Raw genomic sequence first — 15,836 nt, 5'->3', positions numbered from 1 at the left:
GAGTTGATCGTCCGCTGCGAGAGCGACAATCTTCCCGTCTTCAACCGCAACTCCGGCGTTCGGACCAATTAGTCCGTCCGGAGTCACGATTGTACAGTCTTTGACCACGAGGTCTACTGACATACACCCGGTAGCTACCGTTCCATCGATAATATAACTTGTGTCTCCCACTCATCCAGTTTCCCGCCACGAGGTGCGATTTTCTGGCGCTGTGTACCGATCGCAGCGGGAAGATCGAACGTGTCATTCCTGAGCAATGAGTTACGAATAACATACTTAGTCCGTTATTCCGATTGGCTGAAAGAGGAGATTAAATGAAGGAATATGGGTGTAGCACACGCTTTTTGAATCCACCTGCCATATTGTGATGCTCGTGTACAAACCACACAGTTTGTCTCGACTTGGCCGTCGATGGCGACGGGGCGAAAGGACCGGTTCCAGTCTCGATGACTGTCGCGGTGAAATTCGTACTCCCCGTGATACCCCCGTACTGTGTTCTCGACGTTTCCAACCTCGCCTCACTCTGTCCTCGGCAACGGTAGCGAGTGACGCCAACGCTAGGTTTTTCACCTCGAGTACGGATTCTCTCGTATGAGTGAGACGCTGCGATTCAGTACGACGCCGTTTTACAACACCAGACAGTTTTATTACGCACTCGAAACGGGGGTGGTACAACCTGAACGAGGTGCGGTCCGCGTCGAACACAACCACTCGCCGCAGAAAGATCAGTTGCTCCTCTCGGGCGACCTCGACGCGACGACGATGTCGATGGGAAAGTACGTCACGTCGAAGCAGGTGAGCCACACCGATGTCGTTCCGACAGATCCACTTGCCGTCGCGGCCGGCCTCACGTACCACCGTGGGAACGGCACCTTCGTTCGCACGGATTCCGATATCGAGCAGCCGCGTGATCTCGAGGGTCGACGAGTCGGCATCCACGATCGATCGCTGGCGATGACCTATCACAAAGCGATCCTCGAGGACCGGTTCGACGTGAATCTCGACGCCGTCGAGTGGGTCGTCGACACTCATCAGGGGCTGGCCGACCGAATGCGAGACGGTGATATCGACGCCGTAGAACGGATCAACGACTGGTACTGGGGGCGACGCGAGGACCCCGACTATCGACTCCTCTACGACATGGGCGAAGAGTGGGCTGCGCTCACCGGCTACCAGCCCCTCGTCCACCTGATCTGCGTCGATCGCGACCTGTACGACGAGGACCCCGATCGGATCGAAGCGTTCCTCGAGGCGCTCCGGGCGTCGCGTGCGTATCGCGACGAACACCGAGACGACGTTCTCGCCGCGTTCATAGCGGAGGCCGACTCGGGCGAGTGGGAGGGAGAACGGACGGTCGAGGCACTCCGCCGCGTTACCGACGGCGTCGACTGTCCGTTCGTCCTCGACGACGACCAGCGACGGAACGTTCGCGACTGGATGCAGTACGCCGACCGCTACGGCGTTTTCGAAACGCCGCCGATCGCAGACGAGCGCCTGTTTCCGCCGCTCGAGTGAGGAGGGCGTTCCGGGAACGAGACGATTGCCCTCGACCGTCGGTGATCGTCGACAGTAGACGGCACTCGGTAGAAGCCGACGGCCCTCGCTCCGAATCGCTGACTCGGAACCCGTGTGGACCGCCGCTCGAAGCCCGGTGTGTGGTGGTAGCACAACTGCTATATAATGTCGGGTGAGAGTATCTTGTAGCATGTACCAGCGAGACCTAGAGACGTTGTCAGGGAAACGTATCTCTCTCGAGATCGAAGATCGGATGCTGATCGACGGCGAGTTCGTTTCGAGCGACGAAACCTTCGAGAACGAATGTCCGTCGACGGGCGAAATTCTGGCCGACGTACCGATCGCGACGAAAGATCAGGTAGACAACGCCGTGCGAGCGGCGGACCGAGCGAGCGAGGAGTGGCGCCAACTCGACGTCTTCGAGCGCCGCAAACGGGTCGAGGAGTTCGCGGACCTCCTGCTCGACCATCAAGACGAACTGACGAACATCGACGTCGCGGATAACGGGAGCAGCATCTCTCGAATGAAGTTCGATACGGAAAAGGGCGTACAAAACCTCCGGTACTACGCCGGTCTCGCGAGCGAACTCAAAGGCGAAACGATCCCGACGGGAGCGAACAACCACAATTTCACGCAGCGTGAGCCGTACGGCGTCGTCGCGGGTATCATCCCGTTTAACCACCCGACGATGTTCGTCGCCGAGAAGATCGCGCCAGCGGTCGTCGCTGGCAACGGGGTCGTGATCAAACCGTCCGAGTTCACCCCGCTGTCCGCGCTGTACATCGGACACCTCGTCCAGGAATCCGGGCTGTTCCCCGAGGGGCTGATCAACGTCATCACCGGCTTCGGAGAAACCGGGGCGAACCTCGTCCAGCACCCTGACGTGCGGCTCATCTCGATGGTCGGCAGCCCCGAAACGGGGAAAAAGATCATGAAAGGCGCCGCCGAGAACCTCTCGCCCGTCCTCCTCGAACTGGGCGGGAAGAACCCGTTTATCGTCTACCCCGACGCGGACATGGAGCGAGTCCTCGACGGCCTTCAGGGGGCGATGGCACTCCCCTGGCAGGGCCAGTCCTGCGGGAGCGGAACCCGACTGCTCGTTCACGACGAGGCCTACGACGCGATCGTCCCGCCGCTGATCGAGCGTCTCGAGGAGGTCACGGTCGGCGACCCGTTCGACGAGTCGAACACGATGGGATCGGTCGTCTCGAAGCCCCAGTTCGAGAAGGTCTGTCGCTACATCGACATCGCGAAAGACGAAGGCGCGAAAGTCCTGTTCGGCGGCGAAACCGTCGACGACTACGACGTCGGCTACTACCTCAAGCCGTCCGTCTTCGAGGTCGATCCCGACATGACGATCGCACACGAGGAAACGTTCGGACCGGTGCTCTCGGTGATGCGCTGGAGCGACTACGACGAGATGATCGAGATCGCGAACAGCACCGAATTCGGACTCACCGCGAGCGTCTGGACGAACGACCTCAACATCGCCCACCGCACCGCCGACGACGTTGAGTCAGGCTACATCTGGATCAACCAGCACGGCCGCCACTACATCGGCGCGCCGTTTGGCGGCTACAAGCAAAGCGGCATCGGCAACAAGGAAGACATCTCGGAACTGCTCGACCACACCCGCGTAAAGAACATCAACATCGAGTTCGGCGACGATCTCACGCTCGCAGGCGGTAACTGACGGTCACGGTCGTACCCGGAAACTGACAGCCACGAGCGCCCCCGAGACGACGTGAGCACCCACACGAGAACCGAAAACGCCGGACCCGGACCGTTAGTTTTCGATCGGGAGCCGGGATGGGTTGACGCCGTCGTACTCGAGGTCGGTTTCAGCGAGGGCCGCCTCGTTGTCGGGCAAAAGTGCGGTGACCAAGAGCGGCGATTCGTTGGCGAAGTACTCGAGGAGGCTGCTCGCGCGATCAGCATCGAATGCGCCGAGCGTGTCGATGAGCAAGACCGGGACCGCGTCAGCGACGTCGTAGGCCAGATACCCAGCCAGTGCGAGCACCAGACCGACCATCTCTCGCTCGCTTTCCGAGAGGTGCAAGACCGTATCCTGTTGCGTGACGCCAGTGACCTCACGGGCGACGATCAGGTCGTAGTTGCCATCGAGCCACACCCGATCGATCGTCTCGTAGCCGAGTAGATCGATCAGTTCGTCCATCGCCTCGTTGAACTGTTCTCTAAGCCGCTGTTCGAGGTTCTCGATGCGTTCGGTGAGGGTCCGGATCTCCTCGCGCAGAGAGTCGACCACCTCACGTTTGCGCTCCCGTTCGGCGTGTTTTTCCTCGAGATCTTCGATCGCGTCCTCGAGTCGTGAGATCTCTGACCGAATGCTGTGAAGGTCGACTCGCGTCGACTCGATTTCGTCCGTGAGGTCGCTCGTCTCGCTTTCCCGCTCGGACTCCTTCGCAGCGAGTCGTTCCTCGACGGTCTCCAATTCGGCTTCGATCTCCGCGAGTTGCTGGCGCTTGGTCTCGAGAGACTCCTCACGACTCTGACGGCGCTGTTCGACTGACTGGAGCTCTGACTCGAGGGTAGACACTCGCCGTTCGGCATCCTTCGCAGCCGAGATTTGCTCGTCGATTTCACGCAGCCTGGGCCGGTGTTTCCCACGGCGCTCCTTGTCCGCTTCGATCAGCTCGGTGAGATCCTCGATCGCGTCGTCGAAATCCGTTTCCGAGGCTTCCTGACCGCACGTCCAGCAGGTAACCGTATCCTCGGTCAGACTGTGCTGGCGGCCGAGTGCGCTGGTGTACGACGAGGAACGCACCTCTCGGTTCGCCGTCAGTACCGACTGCAATATGTCGATTCGGTCGGTAATCTCTCGGAGTTCCTCCTGAATGGTTTCTCGTTCGGCGCGCAGTGACTCCACGTCGTTCGATTCGACATCCTCGCGAGCCGCCTCGAGTTCCGCCTCGAGGTCGTCGATCTGATCTTCGAGCTGGTCGATCGCATCCTCGTAGTCGTCGATCTGGTCGCGGTACTCCTGGCGTCTGGTGATGATCCGGGAGCGCTCGTCGCGGAGTTCCTCCAGTTCGTCGTCATCGGTGAGTTCGCGCTGTCGGGCGCGGAGGTCTTCGAGTTCCGTGTCCAGTTCCGCGGCCGTCTCCCGTTTCGATTCGAGGGTTCGCTTGCGCTCCTCGATCTGCTCCTCGACGTCGTCGAGCGCACCGATCTCGCGCTCGAGTTCGTTCTTTCGGATGAGCTTCTGCTCGCGTTCGTCCTCGAGAGCGTCGATGTTCATCGGTCCCTTTAGCACCGTCTCGAAGTTCTCGTCGTTGCGAACCGCTGCCCGAACGGTGCTGAACTCGAACTGGCAGGCGAACTGCTCGAACAGAGAGATGTCATCCTCGTGTTGGAGCCAGGACTCACCGCTGATCTGCACTCCAGTACTCGTCTCTTCGGCCGTCCGAACCACCGTCCGGTCGTCGAGTGTGAGTTCGACGCGTGCGGTTTCCGCGTCGTTTTTGATCGGGACCGTCGACCGGCCGAGACCGAAGGCGATCGCTTCGAGCAACGACGTCTTGTTCGAGGAGTTCGGGCCGGTAACGACGCCGAGATCGTCGGAGAACGAGCACTCGAAATCGTCGATTCCGCCGACGTTCTCGACGGAGAGGGAAAGACGAGTCATCCGGTCACCTCCACTCCGGGACAGTCACAGACGGTTCCGCGCCGAAGCGCTCGGTGGAGCGGAACGCGCGTCTGACACTCCTCGCACTCGATCTCGACGTCGATATGGACGGAGAGGTCGTCGCTGCCCTCGATCTGTCCCTTGCGTTCGAGCGATCGGACCGCCGACGTGATCTTCTCTTCGGCGTGGTCGCGAGCGATCCCGATCGCGTCCGGTTCCCAGTTGCCTGACGTCGGCCGTTCGTACTCGGCGTCGAGACACTCGAGCAGATGCGTACGGATGACACCGTAGGAGACAAAATCCGTCTGAAGGCGCTCCACGTCGATACCCTCGCGTTTGAGCATTGACGCGACTTCCGTGGCAGTCGTTCCGTCTGCCCGAAGTCGGTCGTATTTCGATTCGGCCTCGTTCCCGAGCGTCGACAGGCCAGCTTTGTCCATCTCCCGTCGCAACAGCGAGACGTTGAGCCAGCGAGCTAGCTGTCTATACCCTTTTCGCTTCGACCGTTCACCCCGCCATTCCTCGAGTAACCGGTCGTCGTAGTGTTCTAGACCATGTTCCGCGAGAACACGGCAAACCTTGCAACCATAGTCCTGTTCCATACGTTGCGAGTATCGGCTGCATCACCAAAAATATGGCTGTATTCAATTGCAAAAGAAAGATATCATTCGTGTTCTGTCAGACTCGATCGCTGATGTTCCCCTGGCAGACACGACGGAGTCGGTATTCGACGATCGAGCCGGATACCGCGTTATCGAGTGATTTGACCGACGAAAAAACAATCAGCGTGCCAGGGCCTCGAAGAATTACGGACGAACGGGAGCGCTACGGCGAGCAAGTAGCGGGAGAACGACGGAGAACGAGCCCAAGTCACAAGGGCGAACGATCGGCAGCTGGACACCGAAAGGGAGACTGCAGCAGGTGATGCGATGGCTAGAGCGAGAGGTAGTTATCGATCTTCGTCTCTCGATCCGTTTCGATCATGTACTCGACGTTCGAGACCCATTCGAGGCTGCGGGCGTTGTGAATCAATTCGTCGGCCTCGCGATTTGACTGGGCAGTCGCAACACCGTACAGGTCGAACGAACCGATGCCGCGACAGCTCATCCAGATCCCGAGATCCGAAAGGCTCTCGAACGTCTCCTGTTTGGCATCAGGCTGATCGGCGACGGAGATGAACAGTCGCACGACCTCCCAGCCGTGTTGCTTGGGCGCAGTGAGCAAGAGAATCGACGTCGTCTCGAACAGCTTCGAAACCCGGTAGCGAATTCCCTCGCCGCTCATCTCGTATCCCTCACCATTGAGCTGGTCAGCAATGTCCGAATACGGTGTTCGCGGGTCCTGCGCCAGAATCCGAAGGATCGTGCGATCGATTTCGTCCAGCCCTTTGAGTTCTTGGGTCATGGGTAGAGATATTTATTCTCGAACAATAAATCTGCCCGTCCTCGCGCGAGATAGCAAACGAGTATGTCTCACTATCGAACCAAAGGGTTGCATCCACCACCGTCTACGTTACGCGGTCCTGCCGGAGAACGGCGTTTCAGCCACCGATACGCCCTAGTAAGGAGACGTTCGAGACTCCGTTCCGCGAGAACGTACGGACGTAGCCGAACGGTCGTCGCCACGCCGATCGATGAGGTGCTCGAACTACTCGAGGCCCAGCCCGGAATCGACCGGGAGGACGGCACCGGTCGTCGTCGCCGCCAGATCCGAGCAGAGGAAGAGACAGGCGTTCGCGATCTCCTGGGGGGTGGTCAACCGCTTGTAGGGTTGTTGGTCGAGAAGTTCCTGCGTCGCGTCCTCGGAGAGCGCGTCGGGATCTCTGATAAATCCAGGCGAAACGACGTTCGCCCGGACGCCCGCAGGACCGAGTTCGCGGGCCGTCTCCTGAACGAGCGCAATCAACGCCTGCTTGCTGGCGTCGTATGCGGACAGGTCGGTACTTCTGAGGATACCCTCGGATGCGGCGAGCGCGACGATCGCACCCGTCCCTTGCTCCTCGAACTGCGGACCCGCTGCCTTGAGTACGTTGAACGCGCCCGTAACGTTCGCGTCGAAGTGGTCCCGCCAGCTCCCGTCGTCGGTCTCGACGACCGGACTGCGACTGATCACCCCGACGGTGTAGACGAGGCCGTCGACGGTGCCGAGGGCATCGAACGCCGCCTCAACGACCGACGACGCCGCGTTCGGATCCGTAACATCGCACTGCCAAGCCTTGTGCTCGTCGCCCGCGAGATCTTCGAGGAGCGTCTCCGCCTCGTCTTCGCCGCTGTTGTACGTGAAACCGACGGTCCCGCCCGCCTCGGCGACAGTGCGCGCAAGCGCGCTCCCCGAGTCGGACGTTCCCGAAACGATCAGTAGGGTCTGGTCTCCAAGCGTCATGTCAGTACACACTACTCCGACGAATATCAAAGTGGGGAACGCGGAACTAGAAAAGCGGGGCGGACAACAGAGCGCTCGCGACGGTCCACAATGACGACTCAGTGAGGTATGCGCACGATATCGTTCGATACGTGAGACAGCAGGCGAAACCGAACCGATCGTACGGTGCAAGGGTTTTTAATGTGGTATTTCCTTTGTTACCCCAAGGCACAACGTATGATGAGCACACAGCGGCGAACAACGGTGGAGTAGCGGATGGAATTTAACGGCGAATTTACCCTGAACGACGTAACGAGCGAAGAAGTGTGGCTCGCGCTCTCGGATCCAGTAATGATCAAGAACGCGCTCCCGGGCTGTCAGTTCCTCGTCGAGGTCGCGGACGAAAACCCCGACTTCGACGAACTCGAAGCGAACGTGACTGACGACGATCCGCCGACGCTGCCCGAAGCCGACCCAGAAATCGTTGCCGAGCGCGCGCTCGAGGAAGGCGGCCACTACGCGGCACTGGTGCAGATGAACGTCGGCGGCGTCAACCCGCGGTTCGAAACGGTCGTGACGATCGATCGTCGGGAGTTCCCCGACATGGACGCCTCGGGCCGAGGGAACGCGTCGGACAGTTCCTTCGAGATGGATTCGGGGATGACGCTCGTAGAGACCGACGACGGCGTCACCGTCGAGTGGTGGGCCGAAACGGACGTCTTCGGTCGAGTCGCTCAGATGGGACAGCGCGTGATCAATCCGGTTGCCAAACGCGTCATCAATCGCTTCTTCAAAAACATCGAGCAGGAATTGTCGGAGGTCAGTAATGAATCCGGACTGCGCGATCGGATCAGAGGGATCTTGTGAATTAGCGTCGACGATTACCACCGTACCGTCCTGGCGATGACGGCAAGGCCTGAGGTGACAAGAACAACAGTAGATCACCATTTTTCGACTGGACTGCACCCGTAAAGTATGCTGGCAATCGTACGAATTCAGAATTATCACGAGTTACCGAGTCCGTGATTGTCGCCGCTCGAGGGCACGAGTCCCGTCGACCGTAACGACAGGACATCTCTGAATTAAATATATCTTTTATATCTGAGAGTTTCGGATAGCAGGGGCTGTTCTAGTACCAACTGAAACGGATTACACACTGATCGCACTGTCCGTGGTTCTCACTCACTCCGTTCGTTCCGAACCACGCGGTTCTCACTCATTCCGTTGCTCACGGGTCACATCCGTTCCCCGTTCGCCGTCCGTGGTTCTCACTCACTCCGTTCGTTCCGAACCACGCTCTCGTCGTTCGATCGGGTATGCAGTGACGGTCAGTGGCGACGATAGATCGGAGCCACGATGACCGAAAACGACAACTCACCTCGGCGTCGTATTGGTGGGTCGCAAGCACTGTCAGATGTCCCACATACTCGATGGAAGATGGCTTGACAGAAGCGTTCTACGCTCAGCACCAAGAGAATCGATTGTGTTTCCCCCAGTTCATATCTGGTCGCATAGAACCGGACGGTAAACGCTCTGTCGGACGTCCGCAGAACACGTTGCGTTCTGATGCGTTACACGAAAGAGGACTCTCGTGAACGTCGCCGTCCGCTCACGCTCCAGCGTTCACAATTGTCCGTTTCCAACGTTTCTCTGAGGAGTTCTGATAGGATTATCGTAGGAATTCATAGTTTCCCTCTGAAGAACCGAGACACAGCGCCGAAGGCTTCGAGACTTCCAGTTGGCTACGATAATCCCTATGAGTCGAGTATCGACACCGAAACCGACGAACTGCCAGCTTCTCAATCTGACGGATTTTGTGGTTTGGTTGACACAGACTACTGTGGCGTCCATCTCCCGCCGCTTTGTTTGTGCACCACACGGAACGCTGCTTGCTCCTCAGCTTCAGATCGGCGGCTCTGGGCCGTGGTTTTTGAAGTTCGATCCTCCTTCTTTGAGTAACCGCCGGCAACTCGGGATTGAGTACTCGACTCCGTAGGTTTCGTCAAGAGACTGCTAGACGAGTGTCGTCGTCCACGCCGGCGCGTCAGTTCCAACTTCCTCTGGTGATTCGTGGATGAGTTCTTCAAATTGGTACTATATTCTATCATAAATCAGTTCTTCCCAGATTTCTGAGTAACAGTAACGGCTGCTCAAATACCTCATCGGTGTCGAGTCACTCGAGCCAGCGATAGACAGTGCCGTATGGCAGTTACCGGCAGACCAGATACCCAAAAAAACGCCCTCACCGTCAGGCGGTCGCTTCGAGCGGACGGATCCACTCTTTTTTCCGAATATTCGTCGACTGTCGGTTGTACTCTTCACGATTAGCTTCGGCAACCGTGGTCGACTTCGGCAACGGCGATATTGGAAATCAACCGATCGAGAAACACGATTTTTCCGACCCCACAGTCCTCGATGACAGCTGCAGCCATCTCACTGTCCTCTCGCGGTCGAGCGGCCAGTCCGAACGCGCCGGTGGGAATCGGAACTAACAATAGAGCACAACCCAGACCCGTGGCGCTGAATCGCAAGAAAATCGGTGTTCGAGGAGATCGTGTTCTCGCGGAGACTGAATACGGTCCGTTTCAGCTCCGGTGAACATCTTGCAGCACTCAGATCGAAGCATTGCACCAGTGATCGGACCGCTACAGCCAGTTCCCGCACGTCCACTGTCCCAAACAAGTATTACGGTGGAGTGTTCGGAATGTAAACGTATATGCTCACCCCAACACCCTTTTCGATACTACTGACCGGTGGGTCAGTGGCGATGGTGGTGTTGGCCGGGGTCGCCTGGCGCAAGCGTGATCGACCGGGCGCACTCCCACTCGTCTACTTTCAGCTCGCACTCGCCGCTGGCGGCATCGGGTACGCACTCGATATCGCCGCGACTGATCTCGAAATCCAGCTGATAGCCGCTCAGATCGCCTTACTCGCACAGTCACTGACCGCCGTGTTGTGGGTCTACGTCGCCCTCGATTATTCGGGGTACATCCGAACGCGAACGAAACGACTGGTGGGGCTGTTGCTACTCGAACCGGCGCTTCTGGCGATCGGGCTCCTGTTTCCGCCGTTTCGGGCACAACTGATTCAGGTGCCAGATCACGAGCTTGGCTCCGGAACAGCCATGCTGATCATCGTCGATAATCAGCCGTTCTGGTTCGCCCACATCGCGTTTTTACTTCTCATGATGGTCGCCGGGAGTCTCGTGTTCGTTAGACTCTACTTCTCGGCTCGCCACCTCTATCGAACGCGGGTGACGGCCGCCGTCGTTGCCGCGATCGCCCCTCACGTGACGAACGTCATGCAAAGCGCCGGCTTTTCCGCGACGCGAGACATCAGCATTGTGAGCTGGATGGTTGCCGGCACCGCTTTGACCGTCGGACTCTACGAATTCAAAACGCTCAATCCCGTCCCCGCGGCCCACGAAACGATCGTCGAACAGCTCGGCGACGGCGTCATCGTCCTCGACGACGACGACCGGATCGGAGACGCCAATCCCGAAGCCCAACGACTTCTCTCTACGGCGGGGTCAGCTAGCCTCGTCGGTCACTCGATCGAAACGGTTCTCGAAGACTGGGACCGCGTCGCCCACGATGACGAGAATCGCGACTGGCAGGAACTCTCGCTCACCGTCGACGGTGACCGCCGATTCGTCGAGGTACAGGTCTCGCCGTTTACCAACCGATTCGACCGAACTGTCGGTCGTCTCGTCGTTATCCGGGACGTTACCGACCGAACGCGCCGCGAACAGCAACTCGCACGGTTCAAAACCATCTTCGAATCGGTCGCCGATCGCGTCTACGTCCTCGACGACGACGACCGCTTCGTGATGGTCAACGACCCCTGTGCCTCGTTTCTCGGCTACGAAACGGACGATCTGCTTGGACGACCGTTCGACGATATCCTCGCCACCGACGCCCCGACGCCAATTCAAGAACACGACCCAGATGAGGCCGTCGAAGTAACGATCCAAACCGCGACGAACACGCAAATCCCCTGTGAGACCTACCAGGCACCAATCGAGTTTGCGTTCGAGGGACTCGGTGGCGGTTCGGTTGGCGTCATCCGAGACATCAGCCGACGAAAGGCGATCGAAACCGACCTCGCAGAAACCACGGAACGGTTCGAGACACTCATCGAGGCCTCGCCGCTTGCTATTATCGCGATCGACAACGACGGGATCGTCGAACGCTGGAACCCAGCTGCGGAAACCACCTTCGGCTGGTCCCGTACCGAAGCCGTCGGGAGCGAATTGCGCGTCGTCGCCGACGAGAGTCAGGAGCAACTACAGGAGATTAGCACCCGCGTGTTCAACGGTGGCGTCGTCACCGATGTCGAACTCACCCTTCGCCGTCGAAACGGGGAGTACTTCGATGCGAGCGCCTCCGTCGCCCCCATTAGCGACCAAGCCGACGGAATTCACGGTGCCGTCGCCGTTATCACCGACGTTACCGGCCGAAAAGAACGCGAGCGGGCACTCAAACGAAAGAACGAGCGTCTCGACGAGTTCGCCGCGATCGTCTCACACGATCTTCGCAACCCGCTACAGGTCGCGGAGGGGTACCTCGACCTCGCAACGGAAGCTGACGATATCGACTACCTCGAACCGGCGAGTAGATCACTCGAACGAATGGGCGACCTGATCGACGACATCCTCACCCTCGCTCGCCAGGGCAGAGATCTCGAAACGACCGAACCGACGGCCCTCGAACAGGTCGCTCGCAACGCGTGGGAGACCGTCGAAACCGGCGACGCGACACTCACTGTTGGCGACCTCCCCGTCGTTGAGGCAGACCCGTCTCGGCTCCAGGAATTATTCGAGAACCTCTACCGGAATGCCCTCGAACACGGCGGTGACGCCGTCTCGGTACGCGTCGGTACCCGTTCGGACACTGCCGGCTTCTTCGTCGCCGACGACGGCCCCGGAATTCCCGAGGACCAGCGCGAAGCCATCTTCGAGTACGGCTACACGACAGCAAACGACGGGACCGGCTTCGGACTCGCCATCGCCGAAACCATCGCCGAAGCACATGGCTGGACGATCGACGCAACCGAAAGCACCCTCGGCGGTGCCCGATTCAATGTTGCGGTGCCAGCGAAGGGGCACGAACCGAATCCTACCGATAGCCAACACCTCTGACCGACCGGAAGCACAACCGGACACGGTTCCCGAAATGAGTCGGTTCCTCGTCCGCAACCGATCGCCGTAGCTGAAACAACGGTTCGAACGTCGCACTCACAATCGGACAGACACTAATAAGCCGAAGGCGCGGTATTACTGGTTCAGGGACGGCAGTTGAGTATGATGGAGCCCATCCACACGACGAGGGGACGAAATGACCCCATATCCACAGTACTCCTCGGTAGATGAACATCGACGAAAAGACCATCCGAGATCTGTGTACTGACCCCGTGTTCGAGCGAGGACAGAAGTACCGCAACGAGGGACGCGCCCAGGGAATCGAACGGTTCGACGATGCCGTCACCGCTGCCGTGCAAGGATCGTCTCCATACGACGTGACCATTGAACGAGGAGAAAACACCATCGACGCCCGATGTACGTGTCCCTACGATGGCGCTGGCGAATGCAAACACGTTATCGCGGTGTTGCTTGACGTCGCCGCCGACCTGCCCCGAGGCTTTTCGTGGGTTACTCAGACACACCCACTCGACCATCGGCCTGATAGCCTCGAACGGTCGGGTGGGTCACAGTCGGCTGATTCACATAGCCCGATGCCTGCTGTCGCAGTTTCCGAACAGTCGGCAACGTCTTGAGAGCAGGCACATTTCGATTCAACGACTCCAACTCCTTCTTCGCAATATTCACCGCCGCGTTCCGGTCAGCGTGGTCTTGCCGACCACATGCGCTGCACTTGAACCGCTTCTTCCGCCGATTTGATCGAGCCGTATGCTCACACCCAGTAAAAGAACACGATTGGCTGGTGTACGCCGGGTCGATGTCATCGCTCGGAATCCCCTCGAACGCCGCTTTGTACGCGACGAACGAACGGAGTTTGTGTAACGGTAAGGAGTGCAACCGACGGTTCATTCGAGTGCCGTAGTCAATGGAGTCTCGCATATGCTTGAGGTCTTCAAACACAACGAGCGGCGACTCGAACTGCTGAACCCACTCCACAACCCGCCGTGAAACGTGATGGAGTTGGCCGTGAATGTAGCGTTCTTCTTTGTCCTCAAACCCTTGGTCGAACGCGGTCTGTCCAACGTTCTGCATCCGCTTTCGCATCGTGAAGTAGCGGTGACGCTCCCGCCTGATTTCGGGGTAGTCGATGACCTCCGACTCAAAAACGTCGTGGTCACGGAGAGCAACGAGTGCTACACAGTCCTCGTTGATGTCCACCCCTACGACGGTTCGAGTGTCGTATTTGTCGCTGACAGTCGCTTCGAGATGGGTAACGTTGACGTGGATTTCGTGTTTGCCGTTGCGAGTCATCGCTTCAGCGGTTCCCACATGCCACTCGTCGCTTTCGAGGGCTTGTTCGAGGAGTTCGAGGTGGTCAGGTGAACCACGAAGTATGCCATTGACTGGATTGTACGGTTTGGGACTGATACGGTAGTGTATCTCGTCGTCTTCAAGTGTGAGGTTGTACCCCTCGGTGAAGTTCATCCGTAACGGGTACGGGCCAGTCTTCTCGTGACTGGGCGTGTTGTGATCGTCGCGGTCATAGGACTGGTGAAGTGCGTCCAACGACTTTGCGACGACTCGTTGCGTGGTGTTCTTTACGAGGTCTGCCTCGTCTTCGAGACGGGGCGAGATGTCATCCCAGTCCGTTCCATTCGTGGCTAAACGGATGGTCTGGTTGTACACCCATCGGGCTTCGTGGTAGGCCTCAGAGAGAAGTCGCTCGTCATCACGGTAATCGGAGATTTCCGAACGACTCCGAGGCACTCTGCCTTAAAATCTGTAGAGCCAGTACTCCAAAACGTCTCAGCCGACGATCTTCGAGCATTCCTACGCGACACGCTCACCGAACATCCGGATCTCCATGATCAGTTCCTCGCACGCTTTGGCGATACCGGCAAATCTGTCGAGGAGTATCGCGCCGAAATCGAGCACCTGTTTGACCGAGACACACAGGACTACCCGGTCGTTACCGACGCCATCGACTTCTCACATTTCTTCGCGCTGGCTGAGCAATACCACGAGCGCGAACGCTACCTGGAAGCCGCGACGGTCTATCGCGCGCTGTTCGAGGAAATCGACGACAACGAGAGGCGTCGATGTCCTCATCGAACAGATCGACGAAGAGACTGCAGACGAACTCGCGGAGACGCTCGACAGGAAAGGGTTCTGGGGCCCAGCGATGCCGCTCCCTTCAATGTACGAGATGCTCGACAACGGTGACAACATTTGGGTCGCTCCAGAGAACCAGGTTACGCCGCATCTCGAAGTCAAATTTGCGCGCGATGAGTTCGACCGTACATCCCTCGAAAATGCAATCACGGCCCGAATCGGTGGCGAAGCTATCTCGATTGGACCGTTAGAACTCCAGATCGCCTACAAACTCCACCTCGGAGCACAGAAAGACATCGAGGATGCGGTTCACCTCTACACCCTTTTCGAGGAAAGTCTTAGTGTGTCCCGCCTCGAAGAGTGGGTAACGCGACTCGACGTCGAAGCCGAATATGAGCGACTCAAACGCGCATGAGCACCTCAACACGAAGCATGAACGCAACCGTGAGCAGCGCATCGAAGGCATCAAGCGCTGGGTCGAATACATCGACTCCGAGCCGCCGGAGACGTGGGGACCACAACAGAACGCCGTCGTCAACGACCAACTCGATGCGGCCCAAAGCGTACAGATGTCGGCAGATCACCAGCAGCACGTAGAAGACGTAGCAGCGGAGATTCTCAAAGCGAGCGACGAATCCAACGCCGATTCGAAGTAGACAATCTCCTCGCAGGAGATTTATCTCAAGAACCATACATAGCGTCCCGAAATAAGGGGAGCTGCCGAGATGTGTCGTCTTGGGCTTTAGGGTAACGTATAAGAGCCAAGGGCCGGATTTGAACCGGCGGTGGGCGGCTCTGCAGGCCGCTGCGTTCGGCCGGACTCTGCCACCTTGGCGCAACCGAATCTTATCACTGCGTTCGTTTAAGCGTAGCGGTACGGCACAGGTCGCGTGCCGTCTATATACGCAAAAACCCCACACAGCCGGTGCTGTATGGGGTTGAGTATGAGTGGAGGCGGCGAATCGGATTTCCCAGAGGGTCTCCCACTCCAGTACTCCCCAATACGCAGACGGGCTTATCTTCCGTGTTCGGGATGGGTACGGGAGGAACCCCGCCGCTCTG

Annotated in this window: 12 protein-coding genes, 1 tRNA gene, 1 rRNA gene and 2 pseudogenes; 8 read left to right on the top strand and 8 right to left on the bottom strand. The window is 58.5% G+C overall.

The genetic code is table 11. The features are described 5' to 3' along the window. Window positions 1-591: 591 nt before the first annotated feature. Both AC6I6L_RS20530 and AC6I6L_RS20525 read left to right on the top strand, forming a co-directional pair. Entirely contained in the window at window positions 592-1,515 is a 924-nt protein-coding gene (locus AC6I6L_RS20530) for an ABC transporter substrate-binding protein (RefSeq protein WP_497919642.1), read from the top strand. Between the two features lie 190 nt (window positions 1,516-1,705). Next, window positions 1,706-3,208 carry an aldehyde dehydrogenase family protein gene (locus AC6I6L_RS20525; RefSeq protein WP_497919641.1) on the top strand — a complete coding sequence of 501 codons (1,503 nt, stop codon included), beginning with the start codon at window positions 1,706-1,708 and terminating at the stop codon, window positions 3,206-3,208. A gap of 93 nt (window positions 3,209-3,301) precedes the next feature. Here AC6I6L_RS20525 and AC6I6L_RS20520 read toward each other — a convergent pair whose 3' ends face one another. The 4 genes from AC6I6L_RS20520 to AC6I6L_RS20505 all read right to left on the bottom strand — a co-directional run bounded on the left by AC6I6L_RS20520 (window position 3,302) and on the right by AC6I6L_RS20505 (window position 7,543). After that, the gene (locus AC6I6L_RS20520) at window positions 3,302-5,161 is read right to left on the bottom strand and encodes an archaea-specific SMC-related protein (RefSeq protein ID WP_497919640.1); all 1,860 of its coding nucleotides are present in this window, start codon (window positions 5,159-5,161) and stop codon (window positions 3,302-3,304) included. Continuing rightward, the gene (gene rdfA / locus AC6I6L_RS20515; RefSeq protein ID WP_497919639.1) at window positions 5,158-5,763 is read right to left on the bottom strand and encodes a rod-determining factor RdfA; all 606 of its coding nucleotides are present in this window, start codon (window positions 5,761-5,763) and stop codon (window positions 5,158-5,160) included. The genes AC6I6L_RS20520 and rdfA overlap by 4 nt, the downstream gene beginning before the upstream one ends. A gap of 331 nt (window positions 5,764-6,094) precedes the next feature. Next, window positions 6,095-6,565, bottom strand: a complete 471-nt coding sequence (locus AC6I6L_RS20510; protein ID WP_497919638.1) for an Lrp/AsnC family transcriptional regulator — start codon at window positions 6,563-6,565, stop codon at window positions 6,095-6,097. A gap of 243 nt (window positions 6,566-6,808) precedes the next feature. Beyond that, window positions 6,809-7,543: an SDR family NAD(P)-dependent oxidoreductase gene (locus AC6I6L_RS20505; protein WP_497919637.1), complete on the bottom strand. Its 735-nt coding sequence runs from the start codon at window positions 7,541-7,543 to the stop codon at window positions 6,809-6,811. A gap of 255 nt (window positions 7,544-7,798) precedes the next feature. Between AC6I6L_RS20505 and AC6I6L_RS20500 the strand changes: the two genes are divergently transcribed. Continuing rightward, window positions 7,799-8,389 (top strand): SRPBCC family protein, encoded by a 591-nt coding sequence (locus tag AC6I6L_RS20500; protein WP_497919636.1) that lies wholly within the window; start codon window positions 7,799-7,801, stop codon window positions 8,387-8,389. A gap of 933 nt (window positions 8,390-9,322) precedes the next feature. Here the strand turns inward: AC6I6L_RS20500 and AC6I6L_RS20495 are convergent. Continuing rightward, window positions 9,323-9,613 (bottom strand): annotated as a pseudogene (locus AC6I6L_RS20495) (winged helix-turn-helix domain-containing protein); the annotation flags it as partial. Between the two features lie 625 nt (window positions 9,614-10,238). Here AC6I6L_RS20495 and AC6I6L_RS20490 point away from each other — a divergent pair. Together AC6I6L_RS20490 and AC6I6L_RS20485 are read left to right on the top strand one after the other, a co-directional pair. Then, entirely contained in the window at window positions 10,239-12,662 is a 2,424-nt protein-coding gene (locus AC6I6L_RS20490) for a PAS domain S-box protein (RefSeq protein WP_497919635.1), read from the top strand. Between the two features lie 227 nt (window positions 12,663-12,889). Continuing rightward, window positions 12,890-13,159 (top strand): annotated as a pseudogene (locus tag AC6I6L_RS20485) (SWIM zinc finger family protein); the annotation flags it as partial. Window positions 13,160-13,172: 13 nt separating this feature from the next. Here the strand turns inward: AC6I6L_RS20485 and AC6I6L_RS20480 are convergent. Further along, window positions 13,173-14,429, bottom strand: a complete 1,257-nt coding sequence (locus AC6I6L_RS20480; protein ID WP_497919634.1) for an RNA-guided endonuclease TnpB family protein — start codon at window positions 14,427-14,429, stop codon at window positions 13,173-13,175. Here AC6I6L_RS20480 and AC6I6L_RS20475 point away from each other — a divergent pair. Genes AC6I6L_RS20475 through AC6I6L_RS20465 form a run of 3 tightly spaced genes read left to right on the top strand, consistent with a single transcriptional unit; the run spans window position 14,361 to window position 15,430 of the window. Next, window positions 14,361-14,885: a hypothetical protein gene (locus tag AC6I6L_RS20475; protein WP_497919633.1), complete on the top strand. Its 525-nt coding sequence runs from the start codon at window positions 14,361-14,363 to the stop codon at window positions 14,883-14,885. The genes AC6I6L_RS20480 and AC6I6L_RS20475 overlap by 69 nt on opposite strands. Continuing rightward, window positions 14,860-15,189, top strand: coding sequence for a hypothetical protein (locus tag AC6I6L_RS20470; RefSeq protein WP_497919632.1), 330 nt, complete (start codon window positions 14,860-14,862; stop codon window positions 15,187-15,189). Before AC6I6L_RS20475 ends, AC6I6L_RS20470 begins: the two co-directional genes overlap by 26 nt. Continuing rightward, a complete protein-coding gene (locus AC6I6L_RS20465) occupies window positions 15,167-15,430 on the top strand; it encodes a DUF8150 family protein (RefSeq protein ID WP_497919631.1) in 264 nt (87 codons plus the stop codon). The genes AC6I6L_RS20470 and AC6I6L_RS20465 overlap by 23 nt, the downstream gene beginning before the upstream one ends. Window positions 15,431-15,533: 103 nt before the next feature. On the opposite strand, the gene AC6I6L_RS20460 is transcribed toward AC6I6L_RS20465, so the two are convergent. Both AC6I6L_RS20460 and rrf read right to left on the bottom strand, forming a co-directional pair. Next, window positions 15,534-15,609: transfer RNA gene (locus AC6I6L_RS20460), tRNA-Cys, on the bottom strand. A 114-nt stretch (window positions 15,610-15,723) separates the two neighbouring features. Next, window positions 15,724-15,836: ribosomal RNA gene (rrf, locus tag AC6I6L_RS20455) — 5S ribosomal RNA — on the bottom strand; the annotation flags it as partial.

The sequence above is a fragment of the Halosolutus sp. DAT137 genome (assembly GCF_059736405.1).
Note: the sequence above shows the minus strand (reverse complement) of the source record. Positions and strands in the feature narration are given on the sequence as shown.

What these genes read in the sequence shown, in the direction of transcription:
- AC6I6L_RS20530 (WP_497919642.1), top strand. Translation starts at nt 592, where the DNA reads ATGAGTGAGACGCTGCGATTCAGTACGACGCCGTTTTACAACACCAGA.
- AC6I6L_RS20525 (WP_497919641.1), top strand. Translation starts at nt 1,706, where the DNA reads ATGTACCAGCGAGACCTAGAGACGTTGTCAGGGAAACGTATCTCTCTC.
- AC6I6L_RS20520 (WP_497919640.1), bottom strand. Translation starts at nt 5,161, where the DNA reads ATGACTCGTCTTTCCCTCTCCGTCGAGAACGTCGGCGGAATCGACGAT.
- rdfA (WP_497919639.1), bottom strand. Translation starts at nt 5,763, where the DNA reads ATGGAACAGGACTATGGTTGCAAGGTTTGCCGTGTTCTCGCGGAACAT.
- AC6I6L_RS20510 (WP_497919638.1), bottom strand. Translation starts at nt 6,565, where the DNA reads ATGACCCAAGAACTCAAAGGGCTGGACGAAATCGATCGCACGATCCTT.
- AC6I6L_RS20505 (WP_497919637.1), bottom strand. Translation starts at nt 7,543, where the DNA reads ATGACGCTTGGAGACCAGACCCTACTGATCGTTTCGGGAACGTCCGAC.
- AC6I6L_RS20500 (WP_497919636.1), top strand. Translation starts at nt 7,799, where the DNA reads ATGGAATTTAACGGCGAATTTACCCTGAACGACGTAACGAGCGAAGAA.
- AC6I6L_RS20490 (WP_497919635.1), top strand. Translation starts at nt 10,239, where the DNA reads ATGCTCACCCCAACACCCTTTTCGATACTACTGACCGGTGGGTCAGTG.
- AC6I6L_RS20470 (WP_497919632.1), top strand. Translation starts at nt 14,860, where the DNA reads ATGTACGAGATGCTCGACAACGGTGACAACATTTGGGTCGCTCCAGAG.
- AC6I6L_RS20465 (WP_497919631.1), top strand. Translation starts at nt 15,167, where the DNA reads ATGAGCGACTCAAACGCGCATGAGCACCTCAACACGAAGCATGAACGC.